18 protein-coding genes are annotated in these 16,146 nt (G+C 63.6%); 8 read left to right on the top strand and 10 right to left on the bottom strand.

The features are described 5' to 3' along the window. Window positions 1–60 precede the first annotated feature (60 nt). The 5 genes from GM658_RS17520 to GM658_RS17500 are packed head-to-tail and all read left to right on the top strand — an operon-like array spanning window position 61 to window position 5,147. Window positions 61–1,113, top strand: a complete 1,053-nt coding sequence (locus GM658_RS17520) for an aminoglycoside phosphotransferase family protein (protein ID WP_155455342.1) — start codon at window positions 61–63, stop codon at window positions 1,111–1,113. A 10-nt stretch (window positions 1,114–1,123) separates the two neighbouring features. Continuing rightward, complete coding sequence (gene murU, locus GM658_RS17515; RefSeq protein ID WP_155455341.1) at window positions 1,124–1,819, top strand: N-acetylmuramate alpha-1-phosphate uridylyltransferase MurU; 696 nt, start codon at window positions 1,124–1,126, stop codon at window positions 1,817–1,819. After that, a complete protein-coding gene (gene pepP, locus GM658_RS17510; RefSeq protein WP_155455340.1) occupies window positions 1,816–3,141 on the top strand; it encodes a Xaa-Pro aminopeptidase in 1,326 nt (441 codons plus the stop codon). Before murU ends, pepP begins: the two co-directional genes overlap by 4 nt. Then, on the top strand, window positions 3,138–4,274 hold the full coding sequence (locus tag GM658_RS17505) for a UbiH/UbiF/VisC/COQ6 family ubiquinone biosynthesis hydroxylase (RefSeq protein ID WP_155455339.1): 1,137 nt from the start codon (window positions 3,138–3,140) through the stop codon (window positions 4,272–4,274). The genes pepP and GM658_RS17505 overlap by 4 nt, the downstream gene beginning before the upstream one ends. 9 nt (window positions 4,275–4,283) lie before the next feature. Continuing rightward, entirely contained in the window at window positions 4,284–5,147 is an 864-nt protein-coding gene (locus tag GM658_RS17500; RefSeq protein ID WP_155455338.1) for a TIGR02285 family protein, read from the top strand. 129 nt (window positions 5,148–5,276) lie between these two features. Here GM658_RS17500 and GM658_RS17495 read toward each other — a convergent pair whose 3' ends face one another. From GM658_RS17495 to GM658_RS17485, 3 genes are read right to left on the bottom strand one after another with little or no spacing between them, the layout of a single operon-like run. Then, on the bottom strand, window positions 5,277–6,809 hold the full coding sequence (locus GM658_RS17495) for an NAD(P)(+) transhydrogenase (Re/Si-specific) subunit beta (RefSeq protein ID WP_155455337.1): 1,533 nt from the start codon (window positions 6,807–6,809) through the stop codon (window positions 5,277–5,279). Next, the gene (locus tag GM658_RS17490; protein ID WP_155455336.1) at window positions 6,806–7,144 is read right to left on the bottom strand and encodes an NAD(P) transhydrogenase subunit alpha part 2; all 339 of its coding nucleotides are present in this window, start codon (window positions 7,142–7,144) and stop codon (window positions 6,806–6,808) included. The genes GM658_RS17495 and GM658_RS17490 overlap by 4 nt, the downstream gene beginning before the upstream one ends. A 9-nt stretch (window positions 7,145–7,153) precedes the next feature. Continuing rightward, window positions 7,154–8,266, bottom strand: a complete 1,113-nt coding sequence (locus tag GM658_RS17485; RefSeq protein ID WP_155455335.1) for a Re/Si-specific NAD(P)(+) transhydrogenase subunit alpha — start codon at window positions 8,264–8,266, stop codon at window positions 7,154–7,156. 165 nt (window positions 8,267–8,431) lie between these two features. Here GM658_RS17485 and GM658_RS17480 point away from each other — a divergent pair, with 165 nt between their 5' ends. After that, the gene (locus GM658_RS17480) at window positions 8,432–8,914 is read left to right on the top strand and encodes an NUDIX hydrolase (protein WP_155455334.1); all 483 of its coding nucleotides are present in this window, start codon (window positions 8,432–8,434) and stop codon (window positions 8,912–8,914) included. A 31-nt stretch (window positions 8,915–8,945) separates the two neighbouring features. Next, window positions 8,946–10,055 (top strand): tRNA 2-thiouridine(34) synthase MnmA, encoded by a 1,110-nt coding sequence (gene mnmA / locus GM658_RS17475; protein WP_155455333.1) that lies wholly within the window; start codon window positions 8,946–8,948, stop codon window positions 10,053–10,055. Here mnmA and GM658_RS17470 read toward each other — a convergent pair. The 4 genes from GM658_RS17470 to GM658_RS17455 form a co-directional block, all read right to left on the bottom strand. Beyond that, window positions 10,041–10,472, bottom strand: coding sequence for an ANTAR domain-containing protein (locus GM658_RS17470; RefSeq protein ID WP_155455332.1), 432 nt, complete (start codon window positions 10,470–10,472; stop codon window positions 10,041–10,043). The genes mnmA and GM658_RS17470 overlap by 15 nt on opposite strands. An 8-nt stretch (window positions 10,473–10,480) precedes the next feature. Then, window positions 10,481–11,260 carry a 5'-3' exonuclease gene (locus GM658_RS17465; RefSeq protein ID WP_155455331.1) on the bottom strand — a complete coding sequence of 260 codons (780 nt, stop codon included), beginning with the start codon at window positions 11,258–11,260 and terminating at the stop codon, window positions 10,481–10,483. 202 nt (window positions 11,261–11,462) lie between these two features. Continuing rightward, entirely contained in the window at window positions 11,463–11,741 is a 279-nt protein-coding gene (locus tag GM658_RS17460; RefSeq protein WP_170298859.1) for a BrnT family toxin, read from the bottom strand. A 62-nt stretch (window positions 11,742–11,803) separates the two neighbouring features. Beyond that, window positions 11,804–12,475 (bottom strand): glutathione S-transferase family protein, encoded by a 672-nt coding sequence (locus GM658_RS17455; protein ID WP_155455329.1) that lies wholly within the window; start codon window positions 12,473–12,475, stop codon window positions 11,804–11,806. Window positions 12,476–12,505: 30 nt separating this feature from the next. On the opposite strand from GM658_RS17455, the gene GM658_RS17450 reads away from it, so the two are divergent. After that, the gene (locus GM658_RS17450; protein WP_155455328.1) at window positions 12,506–12,877 is read left to right on the top strand and encodes a group III truncated hemoglobin; all 372 of its coding nucleotides are present in this window, start codon (window positions 12,506–12,508) and stop codon (window positions 12,875–12,877) included. On the opposite strand, the gene GM658_RS17445 is transcribed toward GM658_RS17450, so the two are convergent. The 3 genes from GM658_RS17445 to GM658_RS17435 all read right to left on the bottom strand — a co-directional run bounded on the left by GM658_RS17445 (window position 12,870) and on the right by GM658_RS17435 (window position 16,126). Next, window positions 12,870–13,412: an EAL domain-containing protein gene (locus tag GM658_RS17445; protein ID WP_155455327.1), complete on the bottom strand. Its 543-nt coding sequence runs from the start codon at window positions 13,410–13,412 to the stop codon at window positions 12,870–12,872. The genes GM658_RS17450 and GM658_RS17445 overlap by 8 nt on opposite strands. Beyond that, a complete protein-coding gene (locus tag GM658_RS17440; protein ID WP_155455326.1) occupies window positions 13,402–15,690 on the bottom strand; it encodes a TonB-dependent receptor in 2,289 nt (762 codons plus the stop codon). The genes GM658_RS17445 and GM658_RS17440 overlap by 11 nt, the downstream gene beginning before the upstream one ends. Before the next feature lie 94 nt (window positions 15,691–15,784). Then, window positions 15,785–16,126, bottom strand: a complete 342-nt coding sequence (locus GM658_RS17435; RefSeq protein ID WP_371865146.1) for a DUF2946 family protein — start codon at window positions 16,124–16,126, stop codon at window positions 15,785–15,787. Between the last annotated feature and the right edge of the window lie 20 nt (window positions 16,127–16,146).

Genomic DNA, 16,146 nt, shown 5'->3' with positions numbered 1-16,146 from the left:
ATGTGAATCCCTTATTATATGGGAATCTTTACCCACAACTGGTTTTCGCAGGCTGCTTTAATGTCTTTATTATCTAATTCACCATCCCCCGCCGCCGATCCACGCCTTGCCGCGCTCACCGCCTGGCTGCAAGCGACAGGCCTGGTGCATGCCGCTTCGGCCCGTCCCGCCTCGGAGGACGCCAGCTTCCGCCGCTATTTCCGCGTCGACGTGCTGCCCGAACACCGCGCCGTCCACGGCGCCACCCTGGTCGCCATGGACGCCCCGCCCGAGCGCGAGAACGTGCCGGCCTTCCTGAAAGTGGACCGCCTGCTGGCCGGCGCCGGCGTCTCGGTGCCGAAAATCGCCGCCGAAGACCCCGCGCAAGGCTTCGTGCTGATGTCGGACCTGGGCACAACCACCTACCTGCAAGCCCTGAACCACGATTCGGCCGCCGCCCTGTACGCCGAAGCGCTGTCGGCCCTGGTCAAGATCCAGCAGGCCAGCCAGCCCGGCGTGCTGCCCGAATTCGACCGCGCCTTCATGCTGCGCGAACTGAATATCTTCCCGGAGTGGTATATCGGCAAGCACCTGGCCGCCGCCCTGACGGAAAAACAGCAGCAGGAACTGGACAAGGTATTCGACGCGATCCTGGCCAACTGCCTGGCCCAGCCCCAGGTCTTCATGCACCGCGACTACCACTCGCGCAACCTGATGTGGATGGACGAGGGCAACCCGGGCATCCTCGATTTCCAGGACGCCGTGTGGGGCCCGATCACCTACGATTGCGCCTCGCTGCTGCGCGACGCCTATGTGTCGTGGGACGAGGAACTGGTGCTGGACTGGCTGATCCGCTACTGGCAGCACGCGCGCAGCGCCGGCCTGCCGGTGAAGAAGGACTTCGATGAGTTCTACAAGGACTTCGAGTACATGGCCTTGCAGCGCCACCTGAAGATCCTCGGCATCTTCTGCCGCCTGAACTACCGCGACGGCAAGCCGAACTACCTGGGCGACCTGCCGACCGTGATGGAATACGTGCGCAAGACCGCCAACCGCTACCGCGACCTCAAGCCGCTCGTCAAGCTGCTCGACACGCTGGAAGGCACTGCGCCGCAAGTGGGCTATACCTTCTGAGGGAACACGCATGAAAGCCATGATCCTCGCCGCCGGCCGCGGCGAACGTATGCGCCCCCTGACCGACACCTGCCCCAAGCCGCTGCTGAAGGTGCGCGGCCGGCCGCTGATCGTCTGGCATATCCAGAACCTGGTGCGCGCCGGGATCACCGAGATCGTGATCAACCACGCCCACCTGGGCCAGATGATCGAGGAAGCCCTGGGCGACGGTTCGCAGTTCGGCGCCAGAATCCAGTACTCGCCGGAAGCGGAAGCGCTGGAAACGGCAGGCGGCATCGCCAACGCCCTGCACCTGCTGGGCGAAGAGCCCTTCCTGGCGCTGTCGGGCGATATCTACTGCCCGCACTTCGATTTCTCCGAAGCGCTGGACGTGCTGAAGGACAAGGACCACCGCGGCGAGCCGTACCCGGCCCACGTGCGCGACATCGGCTGGATCTGGCTCACGCCGAACCCATGGCATAACCCGGAAGGCGATTTCGCGCTGAACCTCTACACGGTGGCCAGCCAGGGCTCGCCCAAGTGGAACTTCGCCAATATCGGCGTGTACCGCCCCGAAATGTTCGCCGCCATTGCGCCGGGCCAGAAGGCCGGCCTGGGCAAGCTGCTGTTCGAGTTCGCCGGCCAGGGCCGCATCGGCGGCGAGATCTACCAGGATGAATGGGTCAACGTCGGCACCGTGCAGCAGCTGGAAGAACTCAACGCATGAAGCCTTATACCGACCGCCGCGCGCGCCTGCTGGCCCAGATGGAGCCGGGCAGCGTGGCAGTCCTCGGCACCGCGCCCGAAGCCACGCGCAACGCCGACACCGAATACCCTTACCGCCACGACAGCTCCTTCTACTACCTGACCGGCTTCAGCGAGCCGGAGGCAGTGCTGGTGCTGGTGGCGCCACGCGGCGCGACAGCCGCGCAGAGCATCCTGTTCTGCCGCGAGAAGCACCTGGAATCGGAAATCTGGGACGGCTACCGCTACGGCCCTGAAGCCGCACGCGCGGCCTTCGGCTTCGACGCCGCCTTCCCCATCGGGGCATTGGACGGGCAGATGGTGCACCATCTGTCCAATGCCAGCGCCCTGTACGCAACGCTGGCCCGCGGCGGCGAAGAGCAGCAGCGCCGCTGGATCGAAGGCGTGCGCCGCCTCTCGCGCAGCGGCATCACCGCCCCGCCCGTGCTGCGCGACCTGCCGCCCCTGATCGACGAGATGCGCATGTTCAAGGACGAACACGAAAGCGCCATCATGCTGCGCGCCGGAGAGATTTCCGCCGGCGCCCACGCCCGCGCCATGCGCTACGCAGGCGCAAACCGCAGCGCAAGCGCCGGCATCCATGAATACGAACTGGAAGCGGAACTGCTGCACGAGTTCCGCCGCCACGGTGCGCAATTCCCGGCCTACACGCCCATCGTCGCCTCCGGCCCGAATGCCTGCGTGCTGCACTACAACGCCAACAGCCGCCGCATCGCCGACGGCGACCTGGTGCTGATCGACGCCGGCTGCGAGCTCGATAGCTACGCCTCCGACATCACGCGCACTTTCCCGGTCAACGGCCGCTTCAGCCCCGCCCAGCGCGAACTGTATGAGCTGGTGCTGGCCGCGCAGCAAGCCGCCTTCGACGCCATCGCCCCCGGCCGCAGATACCACGACGCCCACGACGCCGCCGTACGCGTGCTGGCGCAAGGCATGCTCGACTTCGGCCTGCTGCAAGGCACGCTGGACGAGGTGCTGGCAGAGAAAAAATATACCCGGTTTTACATGCACGGCACCGGCCACTGGATCGGCATGGACGTGCACGACGTCGGCCTGTACCGCGATGTCTCGCCCGAAGACAAGCCGTCGCGCCTGCTGCAGCCGGGCATGGCGATGACGGTGGAACCGGGCATTTACGTGCGCCCGGCTGAAGGGGTACCCGAGAAATACTGGAACATCGGCATCCGCATCGAAGACGACGTGATCGTCCGCGAAAACGGATATCAACTGCTGACGGGCGGCGCGCCCAAGACCGTGGCCGAGATTGAAGCTTTGATGAAATGATTGATTACGATATCGCCATCTGCGGCGCCGGCCCGGCCGGCATGGCGCTGGCGGCCCTGCTGGTGAAACGCGGCGTCGACGCATCGCGCATCGTGCTGGTCGACGCCAAGCCGCTCGAGCAAGCGATGCAGGATCCGCGCACCCTGGCCCTGTCCTACGGCAGCCGCCAGATCCTCGAGCAGGTCGGCGCCTGGCCGATCCACGCCACCGCCATCCACGAAATCCACGTCTCGCGGCGCGGCCAGTTCGGCCGCAGCATGATCACGCGCGACGAGCACAAACTTCCCGCCCTGGGCTATGTCACGCGCTACGGCGCCATCGTCGAAGCGCTGGGCAATGTATGCAACCGCCTCGGCATCGCCGCCCTGCGCCCGGTGCGCGTGACCGGCAGCGATGAAGCGGCCGACAGCGTCACCCTGCATCTCGCAAGCGACGGCGAAGGCCCGCGCGTGCTGCGCGCCGCCGTCGTGGTGCAAGCCGAAGGCGGCCTGTTCGGCGAACAAGCCGACAAAGCCGAAACGCGCGACTACCGGCAGAGCGCCATCATCGCGCAGGTGCATAGCGGCGCCCCGGTCGCGCACCGCGCCTACGAACGCTTCACCAATGAAGGCCCGCTGGCCTTGCTGCCGCAGGACGACGGCTACTCGCTGGTATGGTGCACCCGCCCCGAAAGCGCGCAAGCCATCCTGGCGCTGGACGACGCCGCCTTTCTTGCCAAACTCGGTGAAACGTTCGGCGAGCGCCTCGGCAAGTTCACGCACGCCACGCGCCGCCTGGCCTTCCCGCTCGGCCTGAACGCCGGCGCGACCGGCAGCGCGCGCAGCGTCGCCATCGGCAACGCCGCGCAGACGCTGCACCCCGTAGCCGGCCAGGGTCTCAACCTGGGCCTGCGCGACGCGACCGAACTGGCGCGCGCCCTGGCACGCGGCGCCACCCCGCAGGCGCTGGCCGAATACGCCGCGCAGCGCCAGCGCGACCGCAAGCTCACCGTGCGCCTGACCGACACCATGGCGCGCATCTTCGCCAACGAATCGGCCCTGCAGCCGCTGCTCGGCCTGGGCCTGGCCGCGATCGACGTAGCCACCCCGGCGCGCGCCGTGCTGGCCGAACTGATGATGTACGGCCGCCGCTGAAGGACTGCGATGCACCGCCTGGCCGCTGCCCTGCTCGCCGCCCTGCTGCTGCCGGGCGCGCAGGCGCGCGACAAGATGTCCTGGCTGATGCCCGACGTGCCGCCCGCCTCCATGCCGGTGGACGGCAAGCCCACCAGCGGCATCGCCGACCAGATCGTGCTGTACATCACAGCGCAGTGGCCGGAAGCCGAGCACCACTTCATCTACGCCAATCCCAAGCGCACCTGGCTGATGATCGAACGCGGCGAGCAAGCCTGCGTCGTCGCCGCCTTGCGCAACGCAGAACGGGACAAGCTGTCCTACTTCGTCAACACCAACCTGGTGCCGCCGCTGCAACTGGTCGTCCAGGAAGGCACGGTAGCGCGCCTGCCGCTGAATGCGCATGGCGAAGCCGACCTGCAGAAAGTGCTGAGCGATCCCGCCTTGCGCGGCATCGTGGTGGAGCGCCGCAGCTACGGCGCGGCGATGGATGAATTGCTGGCCAATCGGCCGGCCGGCTCACGGCTGGAGACCACCTCGGTCGGCGAATACGGCCGCAATGTGCTGAAGCTGGTGATGCACGGCCGCGCCGACTACACCCTCGACTACGACTACGCGCTGCAATACGCCAGCAAATCCGAGCCCGACATCGGCAAGCTGCACACGGTACCGATCGCCCAGAACAACAAGCCCATGCTGGGCGGCATCGCCTGCCCGCGCAACGCCTGGGGCATGGCCGCAGTCAAGCGCATCGAGCAGATCGTCGGCACGCCGGAAGGCGCGGCCGCCATGATCAAAGCGCAGAACAGCTGGCACACACCCGCCTCGCTGCAACGCTACGCCGCGCAGATCAGCGAATTCCAGCGCCAGCGCGCCAAGCCAGCCCCCCACTAAAACAGCAGAGCCCGTGTCCCACCCTGGGGTCACACCCGAAATGGGACACAGGCTCATCTACTTAAACAGCTGGGCCCGTGTCCCGATTCGGGTGTGACCCCAGGGTGGGACACGGGCTGGGCTGTTGTCTTACTCGGCGGCTTTCACCATGTCTTCCAGGACTTTCTTGGCGTCGCCGAAGACCATCATGGTCTTGTCCATGTAGAACAGCTCGTTGTCCAGGCCGGCATAGCCGGATGCCATCGAGCGTTTGTTGACGATGATGGTTTTCGCTTTGTAGGCTTCGAGGATCGGCATGCCGGCGATCGGGGACTTGGGGTCTTTCGCCGCTGGATTCACCACGTCGTTCGCGCCCAGCACCAGGACCACGTCGGCTTGCGCGAATTCGCTGTTGATGTCTTCCATCTCGAATACCTGGTCATAGGGCACTTCGGCTTCCGCCAGCAGTACGTTCATATGGCCCGGCATGCGGCCGGCGACAGGGTGGATCGCGTATTTCACCGTGACGCCCTGGTGCCCGAGTTTCTCGACCAGTTCCTTCAGCGCGTGCTGGGCGCGCGCCACCGCCAGGCCGTAGCCTGGGACGATGATCACGGTTTCGGCATTCTGCATCAGGAAGACGGCGTCGTCGGAGGAGCCCGACTTGACGTTGCGCTGTGCTTGCGCGCCGCCTGCCGCCGCGGCGGAAGTGTCGCCGCCGAAGCCGCCCAGGATCACGTTGAAGAACGAGCGGTTCATCGCCTTGCACATGATGTAGGACAGGATGGCGCCCGAGGAACCCACCAGCGACCCGGCAATGATCAGCATCGAGTTGTTGAGCGAAAAGCCGATGCCCGCCGCCGCCCAGCCGGAGTAGGAGTTCAGCATCGACACCACGACCGGCATGTCGGCGCCGCCGATCGGTATGATGATCAGCACGCCCAGCACGAAGGCAATCGCCGTCATGATCAGGAACGGGGTCCAGGCCGGCGCGGTGCCGCCGCTGAACACGAATACCAGGCCCAGGCCGACCATGACCAGCGCCAGCACGAGGTTCAGCATGTGCTGGCCGCTGAACACCACCGGTGCGCCCTGGAACAGGCGGAACTTGTACTTGCCGGCCAGCTTGCCGAAGGCGATCACGGAACCGCTGAACGTAATCGCGCCGACAAAGGTGCCGATGAACAGTTCGATGCGGTTACCCATCGGCAGTGCTTCGCCGCGTGCGGCAATGCCGAAGGCGTGCGGTTCGGCCACTGCGGCGATGGCGATGCACACTGCCGCCATACCGATCAGCGAGTGCATTGCCGCCACCAGCTCCGGCATCTTGGTCATTTCGACGCGCTTGGCCAGCACGGCGCCGATGCCGCCGCCGACCAGTACGCCCAGCGCCACCAGGCCGAGGCCCAGTCCGCCGGAGCCGGAACGCGCATGCACGTCCATGCCCAAGGCGCGTGCGGCAGCAGCCACGGCTTCCGCACTTTCCGATGCGGCAGCCATATCCGCCTTGATACGCAGGATCAGTGCAATCGTGGTCACGGCGGCAATCGCCATGCCGGCCATGCCGAAGGCATTGCCTTTACGCGCGTTTGCCGGCGACGACAAACCTTTCAGCGCCTGGATGAAGCAGACAGACGCGATCAGGTACATCATCGTGACAAGATTCATGGTGATGAAGCTCATGCCTTGGCCTCCTTGTCGGTAGCTGAAGCACCAGCCGCAGGCGCCTTCTTCTCCTTCTTTTTGAACATCTCCAGCATGCGCTGGGTGACAAGGAACCCGCCGAACACATTGACCGCGGCCAGCGCCACGGCGACCGTGCCCATGATTTGCCCAACCAGGCCTTCGGTCAGCGCAGCGGCCAGCATGGCGCCCACGATGATGATGGCCGATACCGCATTCGTTACCGCCATCAGCGGCGTATGCAGCGCCGGCGTGACGTTCCAGACCACGTGATAGCCCACATACACGGCCAGCACAAAGATGATCAGGTTGATGATGGTGTGGCTGACTTCCATTCGTCTCTCCTATTTCCGCAACTGCTCGCCGCCGTGGCAGACCAGCGTTGCTTTGATGATTTCATCCTCGCGGTCGATGACCAGCTTGTCCTCCTTGTCGAAGACCAGCTTGAGGAAGTCGAGCACATTGCGCGCATACAGGGCGGAGGCGTCCGCCGCGACGTGGCAGGCCAGGTTTGGCTCGCCGACGATATGCACGCCATGCTTGACCACTGTCTTGCCCAGTTCGGACAAGGGGCAATTGCCGCCCTGCTCCACCGCCAGGTCGACGATGACGGAACCGGGCTTCATGGCCTTCACGGTGTCTTCGGAGATCAGCACCGGCGCCGGGCGGCCCGGGATCAGTGCCGTGGTGATGATGATGTCGGCCTGCTTGGCGCGTTCATGCACCAGCTCCGCCTGGCGCTTCATCCATTCAGGCGGCATCGGGCGCGCATAGCCGCCGACGCCTTTGGCGATCTCTCGCTCTTCGTCGGTCAGGTAGGGCACGTCGATGAATTTTGCGCCGAGCGATTCCACCTGTTCCTTCACTGGCGGACGCACGTCGGACGCCTCGATCACGGCGCCCAGGCGCTTGGCGGTCGCAATCGCTTGCAGGCCTGCCACGCCGACGCCCATGATCAGCACACGGGCAGCTTTCACGGTCCCTGCTGCGGTCATCAGCATGGGCATGAAACGCTGGTAAGTATTCGCGCCAACCATCACGGCCTTGTAGCCCGCGATATTGGCCTGGGAGGACAGCACGTCCATCGACTGGGCGCGCGTGATACGCGGCACAGCTTCCAATGCAAACGCGGACAGGCCGGAAGCCGCCATGGCCGCAATGTTTTCCCCATCAAAAGGATTGAGCATGCCAACCAGCACGGCGCCCGGCTTCATCTGGGCCCGCTCTTCGGCATTCGGGGCGCGTACCTTCAGTACCATTTCCGCGCCCAGTGCCTCTGCCGCGGTGCCAATGGTGGCGCCGGCAGCGGCATATGCTTCGTCCGTCACCGAGGCTGGAATGCCGGCTCCCGCCTGCACGACCACCTGGTGTTTGACTGCTAGTTTCTTGACCGTTTCTGGCGTTACCGCCACTCGGGTCTCCCCCGGCCTTGACTCGGCCGGTACGCCAATCTTCATAATGCCTCCAAATAGTGGGAAAAACTGACTAAAATCTAACATGAAATGAACAAGGGGCAACATCAGGTATGCCGAATTGTTGCAATGCACAAGCTTTTAACACTGGTGTCACAACGAAGAGACAAGATCAGGCTACAATGTCGGGTCTTCTGAGGATGGACTAACATGCCGCGCACCTGGAAACCGAATGTCACAGTCGCCGCCGTTATCGAGCGCGACGGGAAGTTTCTTCTGATCGAGGAAGAGACCAGTGACGGCATTCGCCTGAACCAGCCGGCCGGCCACCTTGATCCCCTGGAATCGCTGGAACAGGCCGTCATCCGCGAAACCCTCGAAGAAACCGCCTACGATTTCACCCCGACCGCCCTGGTGGGCATGTATATGTCGCGTTACCGCTCGGCACGTACCGGGCAGCTGGTGACCTTCCTGCGTTTCGCCTTTTGCGGCGAAGTGGGTGATTACTATCCTGACAGGCCGCTGGATGAGGGCATCCTGCGCACCCATTGGATGACACGCGATGAAATTGCCGCCTGCCGCGAGCGCCACCGCAGCCCCCTGCTGCTGACTTGCGTGGACGAATATTTGGCCGGAAAACGCGCCCCGCTGGAAATCCTGCACACCCACGTGTCGGTATTCGAGGAAGTCTGAGGACTCCCTCTAAGTTTGGACGATTTACAACATGAGCAAGAAAAAAGTGGTCATCGGCATGTCCGGTGGCGTTGATTCCTCCGTTTCCGCTTGGTTACTGAAAGAACAAGGCTATGAAGTTGTCGGCCTGTTCATGAAGAACTGGGAAGACGACGACGATTCCGAATACTGCTCCACCCGGCAGGACTGGATCGACGCGGCCAGCGTGGCCGACGTGGTGGGCGTGGACATCGAAGCGGTCAACTTCGCCGCCGAATACAAGGACCGCGTGTTCGCCGAATTCCTGCGCGAATACCAGGCCGGCCGCACGCCGAATCCTGACGTTTTGTGCAATGCCGAAATCAAGTTCAAGGCCTTCCTCGACCACGCCATGCACCTGGGCGCGGACCTGATCGCCACCGGCCACTATGCGCGCGTGCGCCACAACACGGCCACCGGCCGCCATGAGCTGCTGAAGGCCGTCGACCACACCAAGGACCAGAGCTACTTCCTGCATCGCCTGAACCAGGCGCAGTTGTCGAAGACCCTGTTCCCGCTGGGCGAAATCCCGAAAACGGAAGTGCGCAAGATCGCGGAAAAACTGCAGCTGCCGAATGCGGCCAAGAAGGATTCCACCGGCATCTGCTTCATCGGCGAGCGCCCGTTCCGCGAATTCCTGAACCGCTACCTGTCGTATAAGTCAGGCCCGATCAAGACGCCGGACGGCAAGGTGGTAGGCGAGCACGTGGGCCTGTCTTTCTATACCCTGGGCCAGCGCAAAGGCATCGGCATCGGCGGCGTGAAGACTTACCAGAACGCCGACGGTTCATCCGACGCCTGGTACGTGGCGCGCAAGGACGTTGAAAACAATACGCTGTGGGTGGTGCAGGGCCACGACCATCCGTGGCTGCTGTCGGAAGGCCTGCATGCCGCCCAGGCCAGCTGGGTGGCCGGCGTGGCGCCGGAAGCAGGCCGCATCAGCGCCAAGACCCGCTACCGCCAGGCCGACGTGCCATGCGACCTTGCCGCCAACGGCGACAGCGAGTTCGCGCTGAAATTCATGGATGCCCAGTGGGCCGTGACGCCGGGCCAATCGGCCGTGCTGTACGACGGCGACGTCTGCCTGGGCGGCGGCATCATCAACGGCTCAAGCTTCGTCTGATCCCTCGGCCGGGTTGGCGCCCTGTGCGCCGGCCTGCGCCTTCTGCTGACGCTTCACCGCCGCGATGACGGTGTTGCGGATCGTCTTCAATACCGTGCCGGCGTTGAACGGCTTCACGATATAGCCGTTGATGCCCATGGCATGGGCTTTCTGGATCGTGGCCTGGTCGAATTCCGACGACACCATGAATATCATGGCTTTCGGCCAATCCTTGCGCATGGCCAGCATTGCCGGTTCATCGGCCTCGATGCAGTCGCGCGAAATGCAGATGATCTGGGGATGGTGTTTGATCAGCAGCACATTGCCCGCGGCGCAGGTGTGCGCCTGGCCGGCCACGTCGTAGCCGCCGTCGATCAGCACTGTGTTGAGCAGGCCGCGTGCAATGGCGCTGCTGTCGATAAGGACCGCTTTTAACATCAGGAGGTTTAACGGTGGTCCCAGGCCAGCATATTCCAGCTTACGCCGATCCGGACATCCGTCTTCAGTTGTACCAATTGACGAGAAAGATACAACATCTCGCGCTCTTTTCGTAGGCTTTCGCCCACTTTGTCCTTCAGGATGCCTGCGCCGGCCATGATTGCGTCCAGAGTGCCGTATGTGCGCAACAGTTTGGCGGCGGTCTTGACGCCGACATTGGAGACGCCGGGGATGGAGTCGGTCTCGTCACCCATCAGCGCCAGCAGGTCCGGCAGCATGCCCGGCGTAACGCCCCACTTCTTTTCGACCCAGTCGCGGTCGTGCCATTCGGACTTGAAGTGGTCCCAGATGCGGGCGCCTTCGGCAATCAGGCAGTGCAGGTCCTTGTCGGTGGTTGCGACCACGGCCTCGCCGCGGTTTTCCGTCAGCCAGCGGGTGACCACGGTGCCAATCACATCGTCCGCTTCCACCTCGGGGATGGCGATCGGGCACATGCCGATATTGGTCAGCTGCATATAGAACTGGGGGAGCGCCTCGCGCAGGACTTCCGGCATCGGCTGCCGGCCTTCGCGGTAGCCCTTGTACAGGGTATGGCGCCAGGTGCTGCCGCCATAATCGAAAGCAGGAAGGATGTGGGTCGGCTCGTGCCCGTTGACCAGGCGCTGGAATGCGTTGAACGCATGGCGCATCGCTATCTCGGCTTTGAGGTCGGAGTCCGGCTCCGGACTCGCCTCATACACGCGCCGCACAATATTCAAACCATCAATGGCCAGCAATCTTCCCGTCATGCCGCCATTTTACCGCACAGCTACTGGATCCCGGCCATCGCCAGGCTACTTCGTTGGCACGTTCACTTTCCCACCGCGGACCAGGCGCAACCGGATTTCTTCCCATTCTTCTTCGGTAATCGGTGGGCAATCTGGATCGGTCAGCGCGGCCTCAGTAATTTTGCGATCCTCTTCCGGAGTTGGCAACGCAAGTATCCGACCGTCAGTAGTCTTGATTGTCTCTCGCATAGTCAGTCACCTCGCGGCGGTTAGCCTTCCTTAAACTGATCATTCGCCGGACGTCGCCTCGATCGACATATACCGCCACGTACAAAGTATCACCCTGTGCGATCAAGCAGATCATCCTGCACTCATCATAAGCAAAACGCTTATCAACCCAAGCTATTTCATGCCGCCAATCAAATTCCTTGCTTAGCGCTAGCGATATACTGTGCTTGCGCCGAATAGAAGCATCTTTGCGTGGATCGAACTCTATTTTCACTTTACCACTCCGGGTAAGCTCGTCAAGCAAGCTTATCCGGGCCAGGCATGGGGCGTTTTGCGTTAGCGCAGGAGTTCGTAAGGGCCGCCGCGTTCGAGGGCGCGCTGGTAGGCGGGGCGGGCGTGGATGCGTTGCAGGAAGGCTTGCAGGCGCGGGTGGCTGGCGGCGAGGCCGGCGCGGGCAGCGGCTGCTTCGAGGGGGAAGCTCATCTGGATGTCGGCGGCGCTGAACTCGCTGCCGGCGAACCAGTCGCGATTGGCGAGCTCGCCTTCGAGGAAAGCCAGGTGGCGGTCGATATTGGGCTGTACGAAGCTCGACATCACCTTCTGCGCAATGGCGCGCTTGATCGGTTTGACGAAGAACGGCGCCGGCGAAGATTCCACCTTGTCGAACACGAGCTTCATCAGCAGCGGCGGCATCAGCGAGCCTTCCGCGTAATGCATGAAGTAGCGCCAGCGCAGCTTGTCCGGCGTACCGGCCGGCGGTACCAGCCGGTCGTTGCCGTGCTTCTCGACCAGGTACTCGAGGATAGCGCCCGATTCGGCCACGATATTGCCTTCGTGTTCGATCACCGGCGACTTGCCCAGCGGGTGAACCCTGGTCAGCTCCGGCGGCGCCAGCATGGTTTTCGGGTCGCGCTGGTAGTGCTTGATTTCGTAGGCCAGCCCCAACTCTTCCAGCAGCCACAGCACACGCTGAGAACGGGAGTTATTGAGGTGGTGGACGATGATCATGTGTGCGCTCCGGAAGGATACAATGGAGCCATGACTTTACCATTGACCCAGGAATCGATCGCAACACTCGTCCACGAGTTCTACGAAGGCGTGCGCGCCGATCCGGAACTGGGGCCGGTGTTCAATGCGGCCATCGGCGACTGGGAGCCCCACCTGGCGCGCATGGTGGAATTCTGGAGCACCACCATGCTGGGCACGAAGAGCTTCCAGGGCAACGTCTACGGCAAGCATATGGCGCTGCCGGGCGTGCAGCCGCAGCATTTCCAGCGCTGGCTTGCGCTGTTCCAGCAGACGGTGGACCGCTTGTTCGAGCCGGCCGTGGCGGAGGAGTTCCGCATTGTGGCCAGCCGTATTGCGCAAAGCCTGCAATACGGCTTCTTCGGCCAGGTGCATTTCAGCTGAAGGCGTCGGCGGCGCTCATCACGGAATAGCTGGCTTGCCAGCGGCGCAGTGCGGCCGGCAGCACCTGTATCGGCTGTGGTGCGACGATGAAGTCGCCCGCCGCGTGCTCGCAACCTGCTTTGCACACATGCTGCCAGTCCAGCAGGTCGGATACTTCGCAGCAGCCCGCACATTCCGACTCGGACAACACCAGGCGTTGCGGCGCCAGGCCAGATTGCGCCACCAGGCCGTCAATCTCTGCGGCCAGGGCCGGCAGCACAGGCAGCGGCAGGGTCAGTTCCATCGCCAGCGCATAGCCATCGGCTTCCCACATGCGCAAGGCAGCGAGCGCATCGCACACCATGTGCAGCACGAACACTTCCTGCAGGCCTTGCGCGGCCAGCGCGTCGGCAAACGCGGGAAGCTGCAGCATGCCGCGTTCCGGATGGCGCCAGCGCACCGAAGCCTCGACGCAGGCCACGCTGCCATCGCGCGCCGCTACGTGCGGCTGGCACCAGAGTTCAAACTGGCCCAGTTCTAGCGCATTACCAATCAAATTTCACCTCCGCAGAGTAAGAGCGCTGTGGGTACGGGTGGTAGTTCCAGTACTTGTAGTTGTTGGCATTGTCGATGCCGAAGGCGGCGCTCCAATGCCTGTCGATGCGGTAGCGCACGCGCGCGTCGACCGTGAAGTACTTGCTGGCGGCGGTGTAGGCGAAGCCGTTGATGTCGGAGTTATCCAGCGTCGAGTACTGCTTGCCGCTGTAGCGTGCCGCCAAAGTGGCGCTCAGCTTGTCGTTCACGCGGTAAGTCGCTACGGCGCTGGCGCGCCACTCAGGTATGCGCGGCTGCCATTTACCGACGCTGGCCGGGTTCTTCTCGTTGCGCCTGATCTTGGAGTCGGTCCAGGTCAGGCTGGCCTGCATGTCCAGGCCTTCTACCAGCACGTTCTCGTTCGACCAGGCCGTCTCGAGGCCGTGCGTGCGGATCAAGTCCACGTTCTGCACATTGGTCACGTTCGGCGTGACCAGAACATTGGTCTGGGAATATAAGGCGTCGCTGTTGCGCTCGAAGAAGGCGGTGATGCGCAAGGCCGAATTGCCGACCAGGCGTTCGGCGCTCAGCTCCGTGGTCCACGAACGTTCCGGCTTCAGGTTCGGGTCGTTGTTGATCAGGGTGCCTGCGTTGTTGATGCCGCCCTGGTACAACTCGGAGACGGTCGGCATGCGCACGGCGCGGCCGGTGGAGGCTTTCAGCGTCCAGTCTTCATTGGCCTGGTAGGCCAGCGCTGCCTTGGGTGAAACGAAGTTGTCGCTGCGTTTGGCGTGCTGCACTACGGTGGTGGCGTTGGCGGTCTCGCCGTCGCGGGCATCCCAATGTTCGAAGCGTGCACCCAGCACGGTCTTCCAGTCCTGCGACAGCTTCCACGTGTCCTGCAGGTACATGCTGTCGATGCTGGTGCGGCCGGAGAATGCCTGGTTGCGCGCGCCTTGCTCGCCATTAAGCCAGTCAGTGGTGGCGCGTTCGATGGTGGACAGCTTGTAGGCAGCGCGCTGGTAGCCGAAGTCGAAGATGTGCGCACCGCGCATGCCGCCCGGACGGTACACGGCCTTCAGCGACAAGGTGTTCCAGCCGGTGCCGCCCTGGTCGACGATACGGCCGGCGCCGCCCGCCCCAGCTGCCGGCTGCGGGGTGGTCGGTGCACGCAGGATATCCTTGCTGTAGTCATACAGGCTGGCTGCCACCTCCCAGTCGAACCTGCCCTTGGTATTGCTCTTTACCGTCAAGCCGTGCATCAGGTGGCGCAGCTCTTCCCTGGTGGAGTTGAAGTCGGAGGCGGCCAATGTAAAGTTGCGGCCATCGATCACCACTGGACCGCTATACACTGGCTTGCCGGCGTTATCGCGCAAGTAGGTATTCGGCGACCCATGCGAATCGTTCTGCCACCAGCCCAGCGAGTAGCTGGCGCGCACGGTCGGCGAGAAGTCGTATGCGATCTTGATCTTGGCGTGATCCTGCACGGTGCTGTACTGCGTTGCGGTGCCGAGGATGTACTGGTCGTTATTGCTACGGTCCTTCGCGATAACGGCGCCGGTGACCGGTACGCCTGCGCCGCCGGCCTTGCCTGCGGAAACAGCGCGAGTGGTGTAAGTCTGCGGCTGGCCGTCGCTGTCGGTGCGATTCACGCTGACAAACCAGGACCAGGCGCCAACGCGGTCGCCCAGCGACATGCTGGCCTGGCGCGCAGTGGAAGTCATGTTCGTGTTGTACAGATCAAATGGCTGGTACACATAGCCAACGCGGGCGTGCGCTTCGAACTGTTTCGGCATGCGGGTGACGTAATCGACTACGGCGCCGACCGAATTGCCGCCATAGGCCGCCGAGAACGGGCCGTACAGCACATCGACGCGCTCGATTTCCTCCGGCGCCACCAAGCCCCAGCGCGGCGCGAATGTGGCGCCGTTGCCAAGGTAGTTCGACAGCAGCACGCCGTCCGCAAACACCGCCGAGCGCGCGCTGTTGCCGGTGCCGGAGGCGCGGGTCGACAGTACGGCGTGGTTGTAGTCGCCGATATAGCGCTTGCGGACCAGCAGGCTTGGCAGGTATTTGAGTGCGTCTTCCGCATCGCTGGCGTTGACCTGCTCTTCGATCTGCGCGCGGGTAATGCCTTCGATGGTGGTCGGGATCTGGGTCGGCAGGGAGGTTGGATGGTTGCCGGCGATGACGACGGTGCCTACCAGCTTGAGCGGCGATTCCCCTTCGTGGTCGGCAAACGCCGGCGCCGAGAAGACGGCCAGCACGGCGGCGGCCAGGGGAATGAGACGGGTGTTCATGGTGCTTCCTTTCTTGTTCTTGCGAGCGAGGGCCTTGCGACCGCGCCGTCACAGGACGCGTGCAATGCAAAGCCAGGAGGTACTGCGCGGAAGATCAGGCGGAAGGCGGTGCGCGCGATGGCGGGGCGAGGCGTTCCTGCTGCGGCAGCAGGGCCAGTGCGGGCAGTTCCGGCGCTGCGCCCAGCGGCAGCATCAAGGCCAGCGACAGGCCGGCAGGTGGCGGCGGTATGGAGGGCAGGTCGGCCTGCACCATGCAGTAGCCGCATTTCTGGATGACGTGATGGGCCTTGGGCTGCTGCGTATGGCAGTGCGCCAGGTTGTTCTCGCCGCAGGCTGCGGCCAGCAGCGTGGACAGCGTTGGCGCGGAGACGGCCATCAGCATCGCAAACAGCGCGATCCTGACTATTCCGGCAATCTGTCTCCTGCTCCAGCCCACGACGGCTCCCACAATGCAAA

Origin of the sequence: Massilia eburnea, assembly GCF_009720745.1 — a bacterium.
In the GTDB taxonomy this organism is placed as follows: Bacteria; Pseudomonadota; Gammaproteobacteria; order Burkholderiales; family Burkholderiaceae_D; genus Rugamonas; species Rugamonas eburnea.
Note: the sequence above shows the minus strand (reverse complement) of the source record. Positions and strands in the feature narration are given on the sequence as shown.